We start from the raw sequence: 16,254 nt of genomic DNA on the forward strand, positions 1-16,254 counted from the left end.
CTGTCCTCCATGGCCCCACTACACCGGCCCTTGCCGCGCCTCAAGATGGCCATCGGGCGACACCCCGTTGACATGCGTTACAGATGTAGTGAGAAGTCGCAGCATCAAGGAAAGGTGGTTTGATGGCTTCAGTCACTCTGGCACGACGTGATATGCTGGTCGGCGGTGCTGTGGCGGCGCTCGCTTTGGCGGCGAGGTCGGCGCGAGTTCTCGCGGCTGAGCGATCGGCGTTCGCCGGGACCCCGCTGGCGTCCAATCAGCTCGCCGCCAGCTTCAAGGCCGTTCCGGCCGGTTTGGCGACTCCGGCGACGACCCTGCTATCGCTCGGTGGCGCCCATCGACTGACCGGTTTGAACAACAACGCGACCTTGGTTTCGATCTGGGCGGACTGGTGCGTTCCATGCCTGTCCGAGATGCACGACCTCTCTACGTTGCGCGAACGCCACCATCGCGCCGGGTTCGAAGTCATCGCGCTGCTTCAGGGCAGTGCCCTCGACGTTCATGGCGCGCGGGCAAAGCTTGACGGGCTGAACGCAAAGGCGCTTCCGAGCTGGATTGAGCCGCGTGGCGCCAGCATTGCGGAGAAGCTCGCGACACCGCCGGGCGACAAGGGGTTCACGTTGCCCTGCAATCTGCTGCTCGACCGTCATGGCCGGGTTCGGGCGCGCGCATTCGGCAGTCATGTCCTCGCGCCGGTGGAGATCAAAAACGGGGAGCTGACGGCCAAGGCCAAGCAAGGGTTGCCGCACGCCAGCACCGCCTGGTCGCTGCCGGCGGCTGACTCCTTCGCCCAAGCGCTAGGTGCAGGCCTGCTCGATCGCCTGTAAGGCGCGGTACTGCCTGGGAATTTCCGTGCGCCGAGGGAAGGGCTGAGGCCGGGGCGGCGTTCCAGAATCTCGGTCGATCCGACGGCGCCCTGCCGCGGGAGCCGGTGGTCGTAGGGCTCGTCTTGCCCATCACCGACCTTGCATGTTTCACCGGGCGGGCGACGTTTGATGAGCATTGGGTTCTCGGTCTCTGCGGGTATCGGCAAGGGTTTGCAGCCCCGCCAGGCTCTCGCTAACGGTAGAATAGATCAACTGGGGCCCTTGGAGCTCCCGACGAGGATGCGCACGCCCGGCGCACCAAGATCATTCACTCGCCGTGCCGGCGGAGATCGGTCTAAACAGGATCGAGCACGCTGCTTTTGATTTCAGCCTCGCTTTTGCATTCGGGCCATTGTGTCAATTGATCGGTGGCAACTTCAGCGACATTGATTAAGCTAGGCGCTCAACATCAGGAGCTCGCCGGATGAAGGTTGTACCCGTAATCGCCTTGTCGATCATCGCCCTTGCGGGCTGCTCCAATCCGAAGGAAGCGAACAAGAGCAATTTCGAGCATGCGATTAACGAATGGATCGAGAAGGGACCTCCGTGCCTCGACGTCCCTAACGGAACTGTCACCGCACCAGGGCAGAAGTATGATGCGCTGCCAGCCTATGTCGAGGCTGCGCCGAAAACGCAGCCGTTCGCCGAAGAGTCCCGACAGAGGCGGCTGGCGCCGCTCGATGCGCTTGTCGATGCAGGCCTTATGAAAAAGACGCCGACCGAAATCGAGCAGCAGAACATGTTCGGTGGTGCCGAACGCAAGGTAGCCGTTATCGCCTATGATTTCACCAATGAAGGCAAGGCGGCTTTCAGCGGTGACGCTGGGCCCTCGGCAATGGGCGGTAAGCGGTCCGGCCTATGCTACGGCAAGCCGCACGTCGATGAGGTTACGAACTTCACACAGCCGGCCGACATGATGGGCATGACGCTCTCGCAGGTAAGCTATAAGTATCACCTAGCGGACCTGCCTGCTTGGACGAAGAACCCGAAGGTGAAGGCCGCTTTTCCGGATCTGGCACGCAACACGGCAGAGAGCCTCGATGCCAAGGCGGCCGTTGTTTTAACGAACGACGGATGGAAGCACGAAAAGGCGATCTGACCATCAGCCCCGTCAATCAAACGATTCTTCTGTTTGGCATGAAATGCGAGCTTTGCCGGATGACGAGCCGTCATCCGGCGATATGAATGAACGTCCGGTTTTAGGGAGCCCGTGAAGCGCCTCTGGATGACCGGAACTGGGTCGGCGTTACAGCCCGCTACTTTCACTGCGTGGCTTTGAGGATGACCTCGACCGTCTCCTCCGGCATGTCCCACATTGGAAAGTGACCGCTGGATTCGAACCAGTGCAGCTCTGCGGACGGGAATGCAGCTTTTGCGCGCGCCGCCTGCCGCGGCAGGCAGAGCCTGTCGTGCCTGCCCCATCCGATCACGATCCGGCCGGTGCTTTTGGCGGCAGGGCCGGTCTGCTCGGGTCCGGTCGCGAGGTCATGGACCAGCGCGTCAAACGTCTGTGTCGTACTGAGATCGGTGAGCTCAGTCGCCACCATCTGCGGATCAAGCGCCCAAGGATGCGCGGACAATTGGGCGAGCAGGGCAGTGCGGGAGGCCGCGTTACGGCTCAGCGTCGGCAGGGCAGGTCGGATCGCCCGCAACAAGCGGGCCGACACGCCGATCGTAGTCTTGAAGAAGGTGCGTTCCCAACCGCGCCAGAACCCGCCCGGGTCAAGTGCGACGACGTTGCCGACGACGCCACGCCTGGCAAGTTCGAGCACTATCCGCGCACCCATCGAGCTGCCGACGACGTCGATCCCGGTCAGCTCGTTCTCCACGAGGTAGCGCTGCACGCTGCCGACTAGGCCGTCGAACGTCCCACTATCGTGCTCTGCCGGGGTCGCGCCATGTCCGGGCAGGTCGATCGCGATCACCGTCCGACTGACGCCAAGCGAGTCTAGAATGGGGCTCCATGATCGCGAGCTTCCGCCCAGCCCGTGGACAAGCAGCAGTTTGCGGCCAGAGCCGCGGTTGATTTGGTGCATCTCATTCCATTTCGGTTAGTTGGAACGGCTCAACGAGCACCGTCCGTGCACGGCACCAGTTGATACGCGAGCCGCCGGTCGTCGCGGCGTTCGATCCTCAAAGAGGGATCGCACGTCGCCACGACGATGAGGGACGCGCAGCTCAGCCGTGCGGGCGCATGACCACCTTGATGACGCCGTCCTCCTTGTCGCGGAACCTGGCGTACATTTCGGGAGCGTCCTCGAGGCTGGCAGGATGGGTGATGACGAAGCTGGGGTCGATCTCCCCGGCCACGATCTTCTGCAGCAGCGGTTTGGTGTAGCGCTGAACGTGGGTCTGGCCGAGCTTGATGGTCAGCCCCTTGTTCATCGCCGCGCCGATCGGCAGCTTGTCGCCCATGCCGACGTAGACGCCGGGTACCGAGACAGTGCCGCCCTTGCGGCAGCTCATGATCGCCTGCCGCAGCACGTGAACCCGGTCGGTAGCGAGCATCATGCTTGCCTTGACCTTGTCCATGACGGCGTCCGCCGCGCCATGTCCGGCCGCCTCGCAACCCACCGCATCGATGCAGCTGTCGGGCCCGCGCCCCTTGGTCCGCGCCTGCAGCTCGTCGAACACGTCCGTCTCGGCGAAGTTGATCGTCTCGGCACCGCCGGCTTCCGCCATGGCGAGACGCTCGGGCACCTCGTCGATCGCGATCACCCGGCCTGCACCCATCATCAGCGCGGAGCGGATGGCGAACTGGCCGACCGGGCCGCAGCCCCAGATCGCGACGGTGTCGCCGGGCTCGATCTGTGCGTTCTCGGCGGCCATGTAGCCGGTCGGGAAGATGTCGGACAGGAACAGCGCTTGGTCGTCGGTCACGCTGTCGGGGATTTTGATCGGCCCGATGTCGGCCATCGGTACGCGGAGGTATTCCGCCTGCCCACCGCAATAGCCGCCAAGCATGTGGCTGAACCCGAACAGGCCGGCGGGCGAGTGGCCCATCGCTTTGGCCGCCATCTCGGCGTTCGGGTTGGTGCGATCGCAGGCGGCGAACAGGCCCTTGCGGCAGAACCAGCAGTCACCGCAGCTGATCGTGAACGGCACCACCACGCGGTCGCCGATCTTCAGGTTGGTGACCTCGGAGCCGAGCGCCACGACCTCGCCCATGTTTTCGTGACCGAGGATGTCACCGGCCTCCATGGTGGGCTGGTAGCCATCGAGCAGGTGGAGGTCCGACCCGCAGATCGCACACGCATTGACCTTGATGATCGCATCGCGCGGGTGCTTGATCTCGGGGTCCGCGACGGTGTCGACGCGGACGTCGCCCTTACCGTGCCAGCATAGTGCGCGCATGTGTTTTCTCCGTCGGGGCAGGAGCTCCGCCAGGATCGGAAAAGCGACTGGACCAACTCAACGTCTCTGAGCACGGAACGGGCTCGTACCCATTCGTCTATGTTAACAAACTTCCGGTTTGAGCAGCGATCGGCGACGCCGAAGCGCCCGCAACTGGTCCGCTCAGACCTCTGTGCGTTCGGCCAGTTCCAGAGCGTCCTCCACGTCTACACCTAAGTAGCGCACCGTACTGTCGATCTTGGCATGGCCGAGAAGGATCTGAACGGCGCGGAGGTTGCCAGTAGCCTTGTAAATGATCGATGCTTTTGTGCGCCGAAGCGAGTGCGTCCCGTAATCCTGAGCCGGAAGTCCGATGCCGACCACCCACTCGTGCACGAGGCGGGCATATTTACTCATGTGAGCCATATAGTCGTTTCGGCTCGGGAAGATGAAGTCGTTCAGTGTCCCGCCGCGTCTTTCCAACCATGCCCGCATCGTCTTACGTGCGGTGTCCATCAGCTCGAACTGGACCGGTCGTTTGGTCTTCTGCTGAACCACGACGGCGCGGTCACGTACGCGCCCGCCGGAAACTACATCGCCGATCCGCATCCTGACCACATCACAGCCGCGCAGCTTGCTGTCGATGGCAAGATCGAACAGCGCTCGATCGCGCAGTCGTCTATGCTGGTCGAGCCAGAAGCGAATGGCCCAGACCTGTTGCTGTTTCAGCGCCCGTTTCGCACCGATAAGCCGGCCTTCGTTCCAAGGTCGAAGTTCGTGAAAGGCGGGCTCCATCGGCGAGTGACCCATCGATAGTCTCCATCGGGCCGGATCGGCCGATCGAGCGTACGCAGGCGCGGTAAACCTGCGGTTCGTAAATGTGGTTTGTCGGCCGTCGGTGATGTTGAACAAGCGGCCGGTTTCGGGTGGCGTTTGGTAGTCCCTGAGCGGCCGGAAGTGGGTCTTCCCGACCACTTCCATTCATGCACGAGCCTTGCCGCCGATGCCTCGCTCGCGTGCCCAGATCACCGCGGCGCTGCGACGATTTACGCCGATCTTCGCGTAAAGGCGCGAGACGTGATTGCGGATGGTATTGCCCGAAAGCTCTAGTTGAGCGGCAATCGCCTTGTCGTCCAGCCCTTCACAAAGCAGTTCAAGCACCTCGCGCTCGCGCCTACTGAGCTCGCCGGTCGCCGGGATCGCGGCCGGTCCAGTGCCGCGCAGCGTCGCCAGCTTGTCCATGATCGAACGGCTGAACCAACTCGCGTCCTTCATCACCGCCTCGATCGCCTCGACGAGTTCCAACTCGCTGTGGCGGCGCGCGGTCACGTCCTGGTAAAGCCAAAGAACGCAGCGTTCGCCCCGCACGTCGACCGCCTCGGCGGAGACGAGGCAGTCAATCGGTTCGTCCTGCTTCGGAAGGACGCGAACGTCACAGGTCCGAACGCCTCCGCGCTTCTCGATCTCCTCCTCGATTGAGCAGCGCAAGCCGGCGTCGTTCCACAGCTGGATGTCGTCGGCGACACGGCCGACCAGCTCGTGCGCGGCGCGACCGGTCAGCCGCGAGAACGCTTCGTTGACCTCCACAAACCGGTTTTCCGGCGTTGATGTGACCGCCATTGCGACCGGCGCCATTTGAAATATCGTGGTCGATCGGTGCTCGCTTGCCCGCAGCGCCGACTCCGCCTTCCGCCGCGGGTCGAGATCGGCAAACGTGAACAGCATACACGGCTGCTCGGCCACCTCGATCGGCTGGCCAGCGAGGATGACGAACCGTGTTGATCCGTCGGGCAGCGGCAGCTCGGCCTCGACCTGCGGAATGGTTTTGCCGCCAGCGAGCCGCTCGGCGACGTGAGCTTGGCGCTCGGCATGGGCGAGGATGTCCATGTCACGAAGGTGCTTGCCCTCGATCGCGTCGCGCGAGCAGCCGCAAAGCTCGGCGAATCCGGCGTTGACGCGGATGAAGCGCTGGTCAGACAGTCGCAGGATCAGCGCAGGCGCGGGATTGGCCTGGAACATCGCCTCGAACCGCGCCTCGGCGTCGTAACGCTCGGATTCGTCTTGGATCACGAGCGCGAAGCAGTCAGCATCGCCGCCATCCTCGTCCATCACCACGTCGTGCACCGAATGCGTCCAGCGCGGCTCGTTGATGCCGATCGGAGCTACCTCGACAACAAGGTCGGGGAAGCTCTCGCCGGCAAGCATCCGCATGATCGGATATTCGCGCTTCGAAAGCCGCTGGTGGTTGCGGTAGCGCAGGCAAAAGCGCTGGCAGTAGTCGTCGGCGGTAGCACCTAGCTCGTCCAGCTTCTTGATCCCGTGCATGCGCAGCGCCGCTGCGTTGGCGTTGATGATGACGCCGGACGGATCAACGAGGATGATTCCCGCGCTGAGGTCCGCCATGAGCTGCTCGAGGTGGCGGAGCGTCGGAGAGGGGGGTCGGTTGCTAAATTCATCTGCCATGCTTTGGGAAGCGCCGCCAAGTGCATACGGTTCCCGTGAGTGCAGGACCAAACTACCAACTCGACAGTGACACCGGCACCAACCGCCGGATGCCGCCTGCTGCCGGTATATGAACGGGCGCTCGCAAATTGTGTTGACGCTCCCGAACTGCGATCGTGCCGGCATCCCGCTGGGATCGCGAACTCGGAGGGCAACATGGGTCTTATCATTCTTCTCATCGTCGGCGGCATCGTGGGCTGGCTTGCTGGTCTCATCATGCGCGACAACAACGGCATCCTCCTCAACGTGGTCGTCGGCATCGTCGGCGCGATCCTCGCCGGCTTTGTGGTGACGCCTTTGATCGGCGGAGTGCCAATCACCAGTGGCGTCATCAGCATCCAGTCGATCATCGTCTCGCTGGTAGGCGCGATCATCTTGCTCGCGATCGTCAACCTCGTTCGCCGAGGCGCCGTTCGCTGAAGCTCATTAATCAGACCGGCGCGTTGGTGGCGCGGGCGCATAGTTGCCTCCGACTGGACGCGATCCGTGCCACCTCACGACACAACACCAAGGAGAGAACGATGCACAAGCAGATCATCGCCGCCGCCCTGGCGGCGACCGCGACCACGGGCGCGCTCGCGCAGGCGAACACGGGATCGCACAACCCCGCGTTGAAGAACCCGGCGGTGCAGACCACCGCGATGACGGCGAAGGGGCACAACTCGTTCACGGAGAACCAGGCGCGCGGCCGGATTGCCAGGGACGGCTACACCAATGTGAGCAAGCTCATGAAGAATCAGAACGGCGTCTGGCAGGGCACCGCGATGAAGGGCGGCGCGAAGGTGAACGTCGCACTCGACTACAAGGGCAACGTCACCAACCATTGATCCCAATATTTCGGAGAACGACCATGTCACAGACCATCACCCGCCTGTTCGACGACTACACCGACGCCACCACCGCGGTGAGCGAACTCGAGGCGCTGGGCATCAGCCACGGCGACATCAGCATCGTTGCCAACAACGCTCATGGCCATCATGCCGCCGTCGATCATGAGGGCGTCAACGATTACGGAGACGTCGGCCGCGGCACCTCCACCGGAGCGCTGCTAGGCGGCGCTGGCGGGCTGCTCGCGGGCCTCGGCCTGCTCGCTATCCCGGGGCTCGGCCCGATCGTCGCTGCCGGCTGGCTCGCCGCGACGGTAGCAGGAGCCGGGATCGGCGCCGCCGGTGGGGCGGCGACCGGCAGCCTCGTCGGCGCGCTGAAGAACAGCGGCCATACCGAGGAGGACGCGAACGTCTACTCCGAGGGTGTTCGTCGCGGAGGAACGCTGGTCAGCGCCAAAGTGCCGGACGGCCAGCTCGCCGACGCGCAGGCGGTGCTCGACCGCAACGGCTCGGTTGACGCGACCACGCGCGGTGCCGCGTATCGTCAGTCCGGCTGGACCAGCTTCGATGCCGAAGCGCCAGCCTACACAAGCGATGAAGTCGATCGCGAACGGGCCACTTACGCCCGTACGCCGGCGGTCGAGCGTTATTGAGGGCAGCGACTGGGGAGCCAAACGGCTCCCCAGTCCCGAAGTTCAACACGAAGAGGAGAACACCATGGGTGAGTTCACTGACAAGCTGGATGCCGCCGGCAACAAGATCGCCGGCAACGTCAAGGAGGCCGCCGGCAAGGCGACTGGGAACGACAAGCTCGCTGCCGAGGGCAAGGCGCAGCAGGTCAAGGGCAGAGCGCAGGACGTAAAGGGCAGCGTCAAGGGCGCGCTCGGCGACGACATCTGAGCACCCGACGGGGGGCTGCAAAGGCCTCCCGCTGTACTCGCACATCACACTACCTTCATGGCGATGCGCGTCCCGATAAGATGAACAGACGGCAGGATTCGGCTGGCGATATAAGGCGCTGAACGGCCGGATGTGGGTCTCGACAGTCGCGATCAAGGCGTCGATCTCCTCGTCTCCGATAGGGAAGCGTTAGCGTTTGGATCAAGATCCAACTGGAGCCGCCAACCAATCAGGCAACGCTACCGGTCACCTTAGCGGATAACACCAAACCTGATCTTTGCGGTAAGGTCGAGAACCACGATCCCGTCCCACAGGGGGGCGTTGCCAAGAACGCCATCGGTTGGAACCGGCCAGTCTGCGAAGCTTTCCGGAGCCTCGGGGTTGGTGAATACCGTGGCCTTGCCGAGCGGTATGTTGCCGAGCATCACCGCTGCAGCAGCAGGCGCGCCGACAAGGGTAAAGGGCTTGCCCCAAGCTGTTCCCTGGATCGTGGCTGGGGCGCCAGCAACGGCGTCGCGACCTGCAATTCGCTTCCAGAGGGCCAAGTCGACGTGAAGCGGCATTTCGCTCGACCCAGTATCGAAGACGATCGTGTCGCTCGCGAACGTTCCGGTTCTGATCGGCACATGGAACTTGGCGTTGCGGAGCATCGCGCGGACGAACGTTGCCTGCTGGATCGGAGCGGGAAGATCGGCTTCGTCGAACAGGCAGAAACGCTGTTTGGGGTAGTCGATCACGGCAATGCGGCCCAGAAGCGCCGGCAGCCCCAGCGTTCCACGTAAGCTGGCATCCTCCTCCATGTTGGGGTTCAGGTAGAGCTGAGGCCGATCGAGCGCCGCGCTGGCAAGCTCGAATGACTTGGCGCGGAACGTCTCGCTGCCTTTCGCCGCCCAGCCTGCTTTGATCGGGAAGCTACCGTACACGCTGGTGACGTTGGCGCCAGTGTCGAGTTGCAGCGGAACGGTCTGGTCATTAATGCGAACCGGCACGCTGATGCCGCCGCGTGGCGATCCCTTGTCGTTCGGCAGCCACGTGAAGGCGACGCATTGCCGCTTTCCAGTCAAACTTGAAGAAGCCTGAGCGAGTGTCACAACAGGGGCACCGCTCCCGATCCTAGGCGGCGTGGGCGCGGGGTCGGGCGTGCTGGCCAGTGCGGCCCCCGCGGCGAATATCAGAGCGTTGGCGATCATCGGCATTCCGCGAGAGATCCTGCAATGGTGAGCCCGTGGCTGCCGGTCTTGTTTCTGATTACTGGCGCTGTGTCACGCATCCATCTGCCGCGCAGCTTACGCTGTCTCTGCAGACAGACTGCGCGTGCAATATCTCTTCGTAGCGGCGTTGTCTTTTGCTGATCCAGCCCAGCCTGAAAGAGCCGCGCGGTCCCGAACCGCCTTTGAACCAGTGGACGAGATCACAACAAATGATGACGCCGCACGCGCTTGGCCACCAGTGGAGATGCGTATTACCCGGGCCCTGAGCGGCAAAGGCGCCATTCGTCCGATGGACGAATAACCTATTTTGGCGAGCCGCAAGATCCCCCCCGGAACGGCTGATTATTGGTCATAACTCTGAGGCAAGGAACGACCCTCAAAGCGTGCTGGCGTCATAGCCGAGCGCCTCGCAGATTTTAAGATTGAACCATCGCGGGTTGATAGAGGTTAAGGTGCTCTGCTTTGGATCAGGGTGCCGGTGGTATGTGTCACGTCCTTATTATCGAAGATGAACCTCTAATCGCGGAGATCATCTGGACTTACCTAGAGATGGAGGGAGCAAGCTCGTTCGACGTAGCCACAGGCCATGCGGCGGCCGTCAGCATGGCAGCGGCTCGGCCGCCGGTAGTCATCACTTCAGATGTGCGGTTAGCAGACGGACGAGGTCCAGATGCCGTTCAAGAGATCCGCAACGTGCATGGTAAGGTGCCAACCATCTTCATCACCGCCCTGCCGGACGAATGCGAGCCGTGCGATCATGCGATCGCGATCCTGCCCAAACCATTCACCTTCGACTCTCTTGCTGGAGCGTTCTCACGTGCTTGGGCTGTGTCTCCGAACGCGTGATCAAAAAGCTCATTTCGCAATTCGACTTGGACGGAAGGCAGCACATCGATCATGAACTCGCTGCCGCCTTAGTTATCCATCCCCGCTGATCGCTGCGGAAGCCATTTGGCGTTTCGGTTCAGCGCGCGCATTGGCTGATCAGCCAGCTCTCGCAATCCAGCCCGCGTTAAGATCGTGTAATGCTGACGGTCACGGAAGACGAGCTTTCGGTCTTGGAGCTCCCGCAACATACGGTTTACATGGATGGATGTCAGTCCGACCACATCGGCAATCTGCTCTTGGGTTAGCATCATCTCAAACGTTCCGTCATGGACTTTCCCAATCAGGTCGAGACGCTCGCTCAGGTCGAGGATAAAGGCTGCAAGACGTGACTGGGCCGATGTCCTACCAAGAGAGGCCAGTCGATCCATCAGAGCAACACGCTCACGCTGCACGCTCAGCAGAAAGTGCGCCGCAAGGCGGGGGTGCTGGCTGATTATGTCGCCAAAACGCTCATAGGGTATCTCGGACGCTACCACCGGCGTGATCGCGAAGAGCGTGTCTGCGGTATGAGTTAGGCTCATGCTCGGGGTCCCCATTGCATCCCCCGGCAGGTGAACCTTCAGGATCTGCCGACTACCGTTGGCATGGCCGATGGCAGAGCCTGCCCAGCCTTCCACAAGCCTGTAGTAGCTCTCTGAAGGAGCGCCCTCTCGGCTGATGACCGCACCGCGGGGGTAAACCTTCGCCTCCTTTCCAAGCGCGTTGATCACGTCCAGTTCGGCTGGTGAAAGGTCGCCGAATTCGATGAGGCGATGAGTGGGGTAAAGAGCAGACATGCAAGCCCTAACGTAGGTTATGCTTCTGATTAGTGGCTGGAGAGAGGTAGCTCAATCGTCTTTGGTAGCAGCGTCAGCATGGCAGGGCCGAAGGGTAATGTGCACGCCTACGAACGGTGATGCGCAAGACGCCAGAGCACAGCATTCGTGCTGCAGTTTGATCACGGCTCCTGGCGTTATGGGGTGAACGTCAGCCTGGTGACCTACGGCAAATTGGGTGTCGAAGGGAGGTCCCGAACCTGAGGGGTGTCGTTGCAGCTGCGTGCCAGTTGCTGGATCATGTCGGCGTTGCCGGCATAAGCTACCTAGTCGCTTGGGCTGAGACAAACATTGATCGCATTCAGTCGATCAAGTCGGACGGTCTCATGCTGGCCCCCGCTAGTTGGGCAGCTACGCTTAGCGTCAACAATCAATGCAACTTTTCTTCGGGTGGGTAAGTGATGCAGATTGTTAATTGTCAGGGGGTATCAGGTTAATCTAGGTCTACTCGCAAGTCCGGATAACGATATGAAACCGTATCTGTTATTATTTGCGTTCACTTTAGTTCTTTCGGCGTGTGGTGGCGGATCATCCTCTGATAGTGTTCCAGTGGTGCCGACACCCACGCCAACGCCGAACGCAACCCCAACACCGGCGCCGACACCAACCCCGACGCCGACAGCCAGGGCAATCACCTTCAACACGCCATCCGTGACAGCACTGATCGACGCAAGTGGTGCGGCTCAGGTTCTCGCCGCTGTGAGTAGTTCGGCAGCCAACACGTTATCGGTTACCGATCCTGACGCTCCCTTGGCTGCGTCCTTCGAGGATCTGGCCTTGAGCGGCAATGAAGCGTTTTCGGTTGCTCGCGCCGATGGCACCTCTCCATACAGTGCGGAGTTCCCCAGCGTCGCCTCAACAGGCGCCACGACCGTCAATTTCTACGGTTCCGATGATGTTGCGCCGCGATCGGTGACCGTGCTGAAGTGGCATACGAGCGCGACAGCAGGCTCGCCACCAGAACTCAACGTCATTCAGGCGCAAGCTACCGATAGACCAACGCCAGTGCTCTCGCCCGCCAATCTACCCCTTCACGCTCGCCTGGTTGAGACAGTTGCTGCGGATCGCCGTGCCTTGCAACTGATCGGGACGCCAACGCCGGCTGGAGGACTATCTGGACAGAACGGCGTGCAGTATAGCGGGGAAGCCTATGGGACCGTGTTTACCGCGGACCAGCAGCAGCTTCAATTCATCGGCCAAGCTACCATTTACGTCGATGGCGGCGACAGTGACTCTCAAATTTATGGCATCATCAACGTCAATGAATACACAGGCCAGAACAACACGGGCGTTCCGGTCGAGATTGATGTCGTCGCCGACGTTGTGAATGGTGTCATCAAGACGAGGTCGATCAGGGTCATCGGCGCGGGCGGGATGGTCAGCTTTGGGGAAATATCCGGCGCATTCTATGGCTCGTCGGCAAACGAGCTGGGCTTGGTGCTTTCCGCAAGTGGTGAGCCCGGTAGCTTGATCGCGGGGCTCATCGTCAGGCGCCAATAATGTCATACAGCGCGCCAATGTCCGCAACACGGTCAAGCAGGAAGCTCGCCAGCAAAATGGCCGGGATCACGATCGCCGGAGTGAACGCAAGCCGGTAAGGGCCGCTGCGACGGTAGGCTCGCCAGACAGTCGTTCGCCGATCCGTCTGTTGAGCGGCATGAACATGATCGCTGCGACCGCGCTCCACAGGACGGCTCCAGCGAACAGCGCCCAGCCAAACAATCCTGTCACTGCGATCAGGGCCGCGGCGAAGGCGCGCCGATCAAGTGGGCTGCGACCAAGCGAGGGGATCACGCCGGCACCTCTTGCCCGACGCCGACTGCCCGCAGCAGTGCCGACGCATCGCGCGCGATCTGCTCCTCCTCGTGAGGCGAGAAGATCCTGACGTTGCCTGCGTCGCTGCCCTGTAGGCTCTGCGCCACCCCAGCCCAAGCTAGATCGGCGCAGATCGCGTTGCGTGTAGCAACGTCATGCTCGCCAATACCGCCGCTGAAGACGAGCATGTCGATGCCGCCAAGGCTGGCAATCATCGCCGCGATCTGCTTGGCGACCGATCGGCAGAAGATATCGACGGCGAGCCGCGCGTGGGGGCTGGACGGCGCCAGCTCCCGGAGCGTCCTCAAATCGCCGCTACGTTCCGAGATGCCGAGCAGTCCCGATCCGCGATCAAGCAAATCCTCCAGCTTGGGGGCTGTCATCTCGTGCTCACGCAGCAGGAACAGCAGCAGCCCCGGGTCGAGGTCGCCGCTGCGCGTGGCCATTACCACGCCACCAGAGGGCGTCAGCCCCATCGAGGTGTCGATCGACATCCCGCGCCGAACCGCCGTGACGCTCGCCCCGCTGCCCAGATGCGCGATCACCAGCCGCTCGGGCAGATCGGGGCCAAGCTGGCGCACGATTGATTGGCAGGACAGGCCGTGAAAACCGTAGCGTCTGACCCCAGAAGCCCGGAGCGCCTTTGGCACGGGCAGCACGGCGGCGATTGCCGGCAGATGCTCATGAAAGCCCGTATCGATGCAGGCAATCTGCGGCGTGTCCGGGAAGCGGCGCTGCGCTGCTGCAATCAGCGCCAGCGCGGCAGGCCCATGCAGGGGGGCGAACGCACAGGCTACCTCGAGCGCGGCAGTGGTGTCTTTATCGATCAGCGTCGGCCGGAACAGTGTTGGTCCGCCATGAACGATGCGGTGGCCGATCGCGTCAGGCTGCTGGCCCAGCTTCGCCACGATCTCGTCGAAGCTGGCGGTGGGATCGCGCCCGGCCTCGACCGTGCCGGATCCCACCGCTTCCACCCGGTCCTCCCCGACGGTGAAGACGCCGTATTTCAGGGACGACGACCCGCCGTTGATCGCCAGGATCAACGTATCCATCGCCAGTCGCGCACTTCGGGCAGGTCGTCGCCCTCTTCGGCGACGTAGAGCTTGTGCCGCTCGATCATCGCCCAGTAGCGCGTGGTTTCCTCGGGTACGCGGTCCTTCAACCGCGGCACTCGCTCGATCGCGTCGAGCGCAAGGCGATAGCGATCGAGATCGTTCATCACGACCATGTCGAACGGTGTCGTTGTGGTACCCTCGCCCTTGTACCCGCGGACGTGGAAGTTGTGATGGCCCTGGCGGGCATAAGCCAGCCGGTGCACCAGCGATGGAAAGCCGTGGAAGGCAAAGATCACCGGCCGATTGGTGGTGAACATCGCGTCGAACGCACGGTCGTCGAGCCCGTGCGGGTGTTCGGATTGCGGCTGCAACACCATCAGGTCGACGACGTTGACCAGCCGAATGCGGATATCGGGCACATACTCCCGTAGCAGCATCGCCGCGGCAAGCGTCTCCAGCGTCGGCACGTCGCCGGCGCAGGCGAGCACCACGTCGGGCTCGTCCTTGTCGCTTGCCCATTCCCAGATACCGGCGCCGATCGTGCAGTGGCGCACCGCCTCGTCGATCGTCAGCCACTGCCATTCGGGCTGCTTGCCCGCGACGATGACGTTCAAATAATCGCGACTGCGGAGGCAGTGATCGGCGACCGAGAGCAAGCAGTTCGCATCGGGCGGCAGATAGATGCGAGCGACCTCGGCCGTCTTGTTAGCGACATGGTCGAGGAACCCGGGATCCTGGTGCGAGGACCCGTTATGGTCCTGCCGCCAGACATGCGAGGTGAGCAGGTAATTGAGCGACGCGATCGGCTTGCGCCACGGGATCGCGCGCGTGGTCTTCAGCCACTTCGCGTGCTGATTGACCATCGAATCGACGATGTGGACGAACGCCTCGTAGCACGAGAACAGGCCATGGCGACCAGTTAGCAGGTAACCTTCCAGCCACCCCTGGCAGAGATGCTCGCTGAGCACCTCCATAACGCGGCCGTCCTGGCTGAGGTCGGTATCGTTCGGCTTTGTTTCCGCCATCCAGGTCTTGCCAGTTACGTCGTACACCGCCTGAAGGCGGTTCGACGCGGTCTCGTCCGGGCCGAACAGCCGCATGTTCGAGGCGCCGATGTTGAGCGCCATCGCTTCCTTGAGATAGCTGCCGAGCGTGGCCGTGGCAGCCGCTCTGACGCTGCCCGGCGTGGGCAACACCACGGCATGGGATCGGAAATCAGGCAGTACGAGCGGGCGCATCAGCTTGCCGCCATTGGCGTGTGGGTTGGAGCCCATTCGGCTGTGCCCGGTTGGCGCCAGCGATGCATATTCGTCGCGGAACTTGCCCGAGAAAGGTAATGGCTGATGCTTCGATCCCGTCGGGAAGGTCGGTCAACTCGATCGCATGGTGCCTGGCGATCTGCTCGACTAGCCTTGCGATCTGCTCCAGCTTGGCATTGGCGCCAAAGCTGTCGTCGGCCCATCGCCAGATGGAGCCCGGCGGGTGATCAAGGACCGGCTTACGTCCGGGATAGTCGCGAAACAAAGCGGTGTTGTTGGAAAGATCCCACCAGCGCTCGGCGCTAGCTGGGGGCACCAGGCTAAGGCCTCGATTCGTCTGGTTCCATAATCCGCGGTCAATCTCGAGTCGGGTAAGAAGAAGGCGCTCTGTGCCATCAAGGCCGCCATCGGTTCTCTGCGGCCCGAGGAAGTAAGCCGCGACGAGCTCGTCAGCTCGGTCCCTCGCTGTAGGTGCCGCGTATCCCGTCGCCTTCAGCCGCGCACGCGCCTCCTCGAATCGTGTCTCAAGCTCGGCATTAGCCTTGAGGAACAGGATATTGGCTTCGCTGGCGATCTTGGTGTCGAGCGTGACCTTGTAGAGCGACTTGCCACCAAAGGCTGGGCGGAGCGGGGCGGGGCGGGGATTTGCCGGCGCAGGTAAAAGTAGCCGGTATTCGGATGCTTCCAGGGTGCTGCCATGAGGGCCATTCAGATGCTCGCTGTACCAGTACGCTGTACCAGTGAGAGGCAAAGAATGGCTTAATTCCGCCGTTTCACGCACTT

The 16,254-nt window shown here is 62.3% G+C and carries 19 protein-coding genes; 9 read left to right on the plus strand and 10 right to left on the minus strand.

The genetic code is table 11. The annotated features are described in order from the left end of the window. The first annotated feature begins 122 nt into the window (after nucleotides 1-122). Nucleotides 123-827 carry a TlpA disulfide reductase family protein gene (locus OXR60_RS16360; protein WP_267397014.1) on the plus strand — a complete coding sequence of 235 codons (705 nt, stop codon included), beginning with the start codon at nucleotides 123-125 and terminating at the stop codon, nucleotides 825-827. Between the two features lie 463 nt (nucleotides 828-1,290). Next, a complete protein-coding gene (locus tag OXR60_RS16365) occupies nucleotides 1,291-1,965 on the plus strand; it encodes a hypothetical protein (RefSeq protein ID WP_267397015.1) in 675 nt (224 codons plus the stop codon). A 163-nt stretch (nucleotides 1,966-2,128) separates the two neighbouring features. Here OXR60_RS16365 and OXR60_RS16370 read toward each other — a convergent pair whose 3' ends face one another. The 4 genes from OXR60_RS16370 to OXR60_RS16385 form a co-directional block, all read right to left on the minus strand. Further along, nucleotides 2,129-2,902, minus strand: a complete 774-nt coding sequence (locus OXR60_RS16370) for an alpha/beta fold hydrolase (protein WP_267397016.1) — start codon at nucleotides 2,900-2,902, stop codon at nucleotides 2,129-2,131. Nucleotides 2,903-3,044: 142 nt separating this feature from the next. Beyond that, the gene (locus OXR60_RS16375; RefSeq protein ID WP_267397017.1) at nucleotides 3,045-4,220 is read right to left on the minus strand and encodes a zinc-dependent alcohol dehydrogenase; all 1,176 of its coding nucleotides are present in this window, start codon (nucleotides 4,218-4,220) and stop codon (nucleotides 3,045-3,047) included. 162 nt (nucleotides 4,221-4,382) lie between these two features. Then, nucleotides 4,383-4,994, minus strand: coding sequence for a tyrosine-type recombinase/integrase (locus tag OXR60_RS16380; RefSeq protein ID WP_267397057.1), 612 nt, complete (start codon nucleotides 4,992-4,994; stop codon nucleotides 4,383-4,385). 186 nt (nucleotides 4,995-5,180) lie between these two features. Continuing rightward, on the minus strand, nucleotides 5,181-6,713 hold the full coding sequence (locus tag OXR60_RS16385; RefSeq protein WP_267397019.1) for a PAS domain S-box protein: 1,533 nt from the start codon (nucleotides 6,711-6,713) through the stop codon (nucleotides 5,181-5,183). 144 nt (nucleotides 6,714-6,857) lie between these two features. On the opposite strand from OXR60_RS16385, the gene OXR60_RS16390 reads away from it, so the two are divergent. The 4 genes from OXR60_RS16390 (at nucleotide 6,858) to OXR60_RS16405 (ending at nucleotide 8,428) form a co-directional block, all read left to right on the plus strand. Beyond that, entirely contained in the window at nucleotides 6,858-7,121 is a 264-nt protein-coding gene (locus tag OXR60_RS16390) for a GlsB/YeaQ/YmgE family stress response membrane protein (protein ID WP_267397058.1), read from the plus strand. A gap of 101 nt (nucleotides 7,122-7,222) precedes the next feature. Beyond that, entirely contained in the window at nucleotides 7,223-7,528 is a 306-nt protein-coding gene (locus OXR60_RS16395; RefSeq protein ID WP_267397021.1) for a hypothetical protein, read from the plus strand. Nucleotides 7,529-7,551: 23 nt separating this feature from the next. Continuing rightward, the gene (locus OXR60_RS16400; protein ID WP_267397022.1) at nucleotides 7,552-8,181 is read left to right on the plus strand and encodes a hypothetical protein; all 630 of its coding nucleotides are present in this window, start codon (nucleotides 7,552-7,554) and stop codon (nucleotides 8,179-8,181) included. 64 nt (nucleotides 8,182-8,245) lie between these two features. Next, a complete protein-coding gene (locus OXR60_RS16405) occupies nucleotides 8,246-8,428 on the plus strand; it encodes a CsbD family protein (protein ID WP_267397023.1) in 183 nt (60 codons plus the stop codon). Nucleotides 8,429-8,679: 251 nt separating this feature from the next. On the opposite strand, the gene OXR60_RS16410 is transcribed toward OXR60_RS16405, so the two are convergent. Further along, nucleotides 8,680-9,624 (minus strand): hypothetical protein, encoded by a 945-nt coding sequence (locus OXR60_RS16410; protein ID WP_267397024.1) that lies wholly within the window; start codon nucleotides 9,622-9,624, stop codon nucleotides 8,680-8,682. Between the two features lie 118 nt (nucleotides 9,625-9,742). Here OXR60_RS16410 and OXR60_RS16415 point away from each other — a divergent pair, with 118 nt between their 5' ends. Together OXR60_RS16415 and OXR60_RS16420 are read left to right on the plus strand one after the other, a co-directional pair. After that, entirely contained in the window at nucleotides 9,743-9,940 is a 198-nt protein-coding gene (locus tag OXR60_RS16415) for a hypothetical protein (RefSeq protein WP_267397025.1), read from the plus strand. 161 nt (nucleotides 9,941-10,101) lie between these two features. Beyond that, nucleotides 10,102-10,485 (plus strand): response regulator, encoded by a 384-nt coding sequence (locus OXR60_RS16420; protein WP_267397026.1) that lies wholly within the window; start codon nucleotides 10,102-10,104, stop codon nucleotides 10,483-10,485. Between the two features lie 68 nt (nucleotides 10,486-10,553). Here OXR60_RS16420 and OXR60_RS16425 read toward each other — a convergent pair whose 3' ends face one another. Further along, nucleotides 10,554-11,303: a Crp/Fnr family transcriptional regulator gene (locus tag OXR60_RS16425; protein ID WP_267397027.1), complete on the minus strand. Its 750-nt coding sequence runs from the start codon at nucleotides 11,301-11,303 to the stop codon at nucleotides 10,554-10,556. A gap of 507 nt (nucleotides 11,304-11,810) precedes the next feature. Here OXR60_RS16425 and OXR60_RS16430 point away from each other — a divergent pair. Continuing rightward, nucleotides 11,811-12,842, plus strand: coding sequence for a hypothetical protein (locus OXR60_RS16430; protein ID WP_267397028.1), 1,032 nt, complete (start codon nucleotides 11,811-11,813; stop codon nucleotides 12,840-12,842). Nucleotides 12,843-12,908: 66 nt separating this feature from the next. Here the strand turns inward: OXR60_RS16430 and OXR60_RS16435 are convergent, their stop codons facing one another. The 4 genes from OXR60_RS16435 to OXR60_RS16450 are packed head-to-tail and all read right to left on the minus strand — an operon-like array spanning nucleotide 12,909 to nucleotide 16,252. Beyond that, on the minus strand, nucleotides 12,909-13,136 hold the full coding sequence (locus OXR60_RS16435) for a hypothetical protein (RefSeq protein WP_267397029.1): 228 nt from the start codon (nucleotides 13,134-13,136) through the stop codon (nucleotides 12,909-12,911). Continuing rightward, on the minus strand, nucleotides 13,133-14,209 hold the full coding sequence (locus OXR60_RS16440; RefSeq protein WP_267397030.1) for an acetate kinase: 1,077 nt from the start codon (nucleotides 14,207-14,209) through the stop codon (nucleotides 13,133-13,135). The genes OXR60_RS16435 and OXR60_RS16440 overlap by 4 nt, the downstream gene beginning before the upstream one ends. Then, complete coding sequence (locus OXR60_RS16445) at nucleotides 14,197-15,450, minus strand: phosphoketolase family protein (protein ID WP_267397031.1); 1,254 nt, start codon at nucleotides 15,448-15,450, stop codon at nucleotides 14,197-14,199. The genes OXR60_RS16440 and OXR60_RS16445 overlap by 13 nt, the downstream gene beginning before the upstream one ends. Then, on the minus strand, nucleotides 15,428-16,252 hold the full coding sequence (locus OXR60_RS16450; RefSeq protein ID WP_267397032.1) for a hypothetical protein: 825 nt from the start codon (nucleotides 16,250-16,252) through the stop codon (nucleotides 15,428-15,430). Before OXR60_RS16450 ends, OXR60_RS16445 begins: the two co-directional genes overlap by 23 nt. Nucleotides 16,253-16,254: the final 2 nt, after the last annotated feature.

The sequence above is a fragment of the Sphingomonas sp. GC_Shp_5 genome (assembly GCF_026540855.1).
In the GTDB taxonomy this organism is placed as follows: Bacteria; Pseudomonadota; Alphaproteobacteria; order Sphingomonadales; family Sphingomonadaceae; genus Sphingomonas.

Bases quoted from the DNA above. Each gene is read 5' to 3' on its own strand.
- OXR60_RS16360 (WP_267397014.1), top strand. From the start codon at position 123: ATGGCTTCAGTCACTCTGGCACGACGTGATATGCTGGTCGGCGGTGCT.
- OXR60_RS16365 (WP_267397015.1), top strand. From the start codon at position 1,291: ATGAAGGTTGTACCCGTAATCGCCTTGTCGATCATCGCCCTTGCGGGC.
- OXR60_RS16370 (WP_267397016.1), bottom strand. From the start codon at position 2,902: ATGCACCAAATCAACCGCGGCTCTGGCCGCAAACTGCTGCTTGTCCAC.
- OXR60_RS16375 (WP_267397017.1), bottom strand. From the start codon at position 4,220: ATGCGCGCACTATGCTGGCACGGTAAGGGCGACGTCCGCGTCGACACC.
- OXR60_RS16380 (WP_267397057.1), bottom strand. From the start codon at position 4,994: ATGGAGCCCGCCTTTCACGAACTTCGACCTTGGAACGAAGGCCGGCTT.
- OXR60_RS16390 (WP_267397058.1), top strand. From the start codon at position 6,858: ATGGGTCTTATCATTCTTCTCATCGTCGGCGGCATCGTGGGCTGGCTT.
- OXR60_RS16395 (WP_267397021.1), top strand. From the start codon at position 7,223: ATGCACAAGCAGATCATCGCCGCCGCCCTGGCGGCGACCGCGACCACG.
- OXR60_RS16400 (WP_267397022.1), top strand. From the start codon at position 7,552: ATGTCACAGACCATCACCCGCCTGTTCGACGACTACACCGACGCCACC.
- OXR60_RS16405 (WP_267397023.1), top strand. From the start codon at position 8,246: ATGGGTGAGTTCACTGACAAGCTGGATGCCGCCGGCAACAAGATCGCC.
- OXR60_RS16410 (WP_267397024.1), bottom strand. From the start codon at position 9,624: ATGCCGATGATCGCCAACGCTCTGATATTCGCCGCGGGGGCCGCACTG.
- OXR60_RS16425 (WP_267397027.1), bottom strand. From the start codon at position 11,303: ATGTCTGCTCTTTACCCCACTCATCGCCTCATCGAATTCGGCGACCTT.
- OXR60_RS16430 (WP_267397028.1), top strand. From the start codon at position 11,811: ATGAAACCGTATCTGTTATTATTTGCGTTCACTTTAGTTCTTTCGGCG.
- OXR60_RS16440 (WP_267397030.1), bottom strand. From the start codon at position 14,209: ATGGATACGTTGATCCTGGCGATCAACGGCGGGTCGTCGTCCCTGAAA.
- OXR60_RS16445 (WP_267397031.1), bottom strand. From the start codon at position 15,450: ATGCGCCCGCTCGTACTGCCTGATTTCCGATCCCATGCCGTGGTGTTG.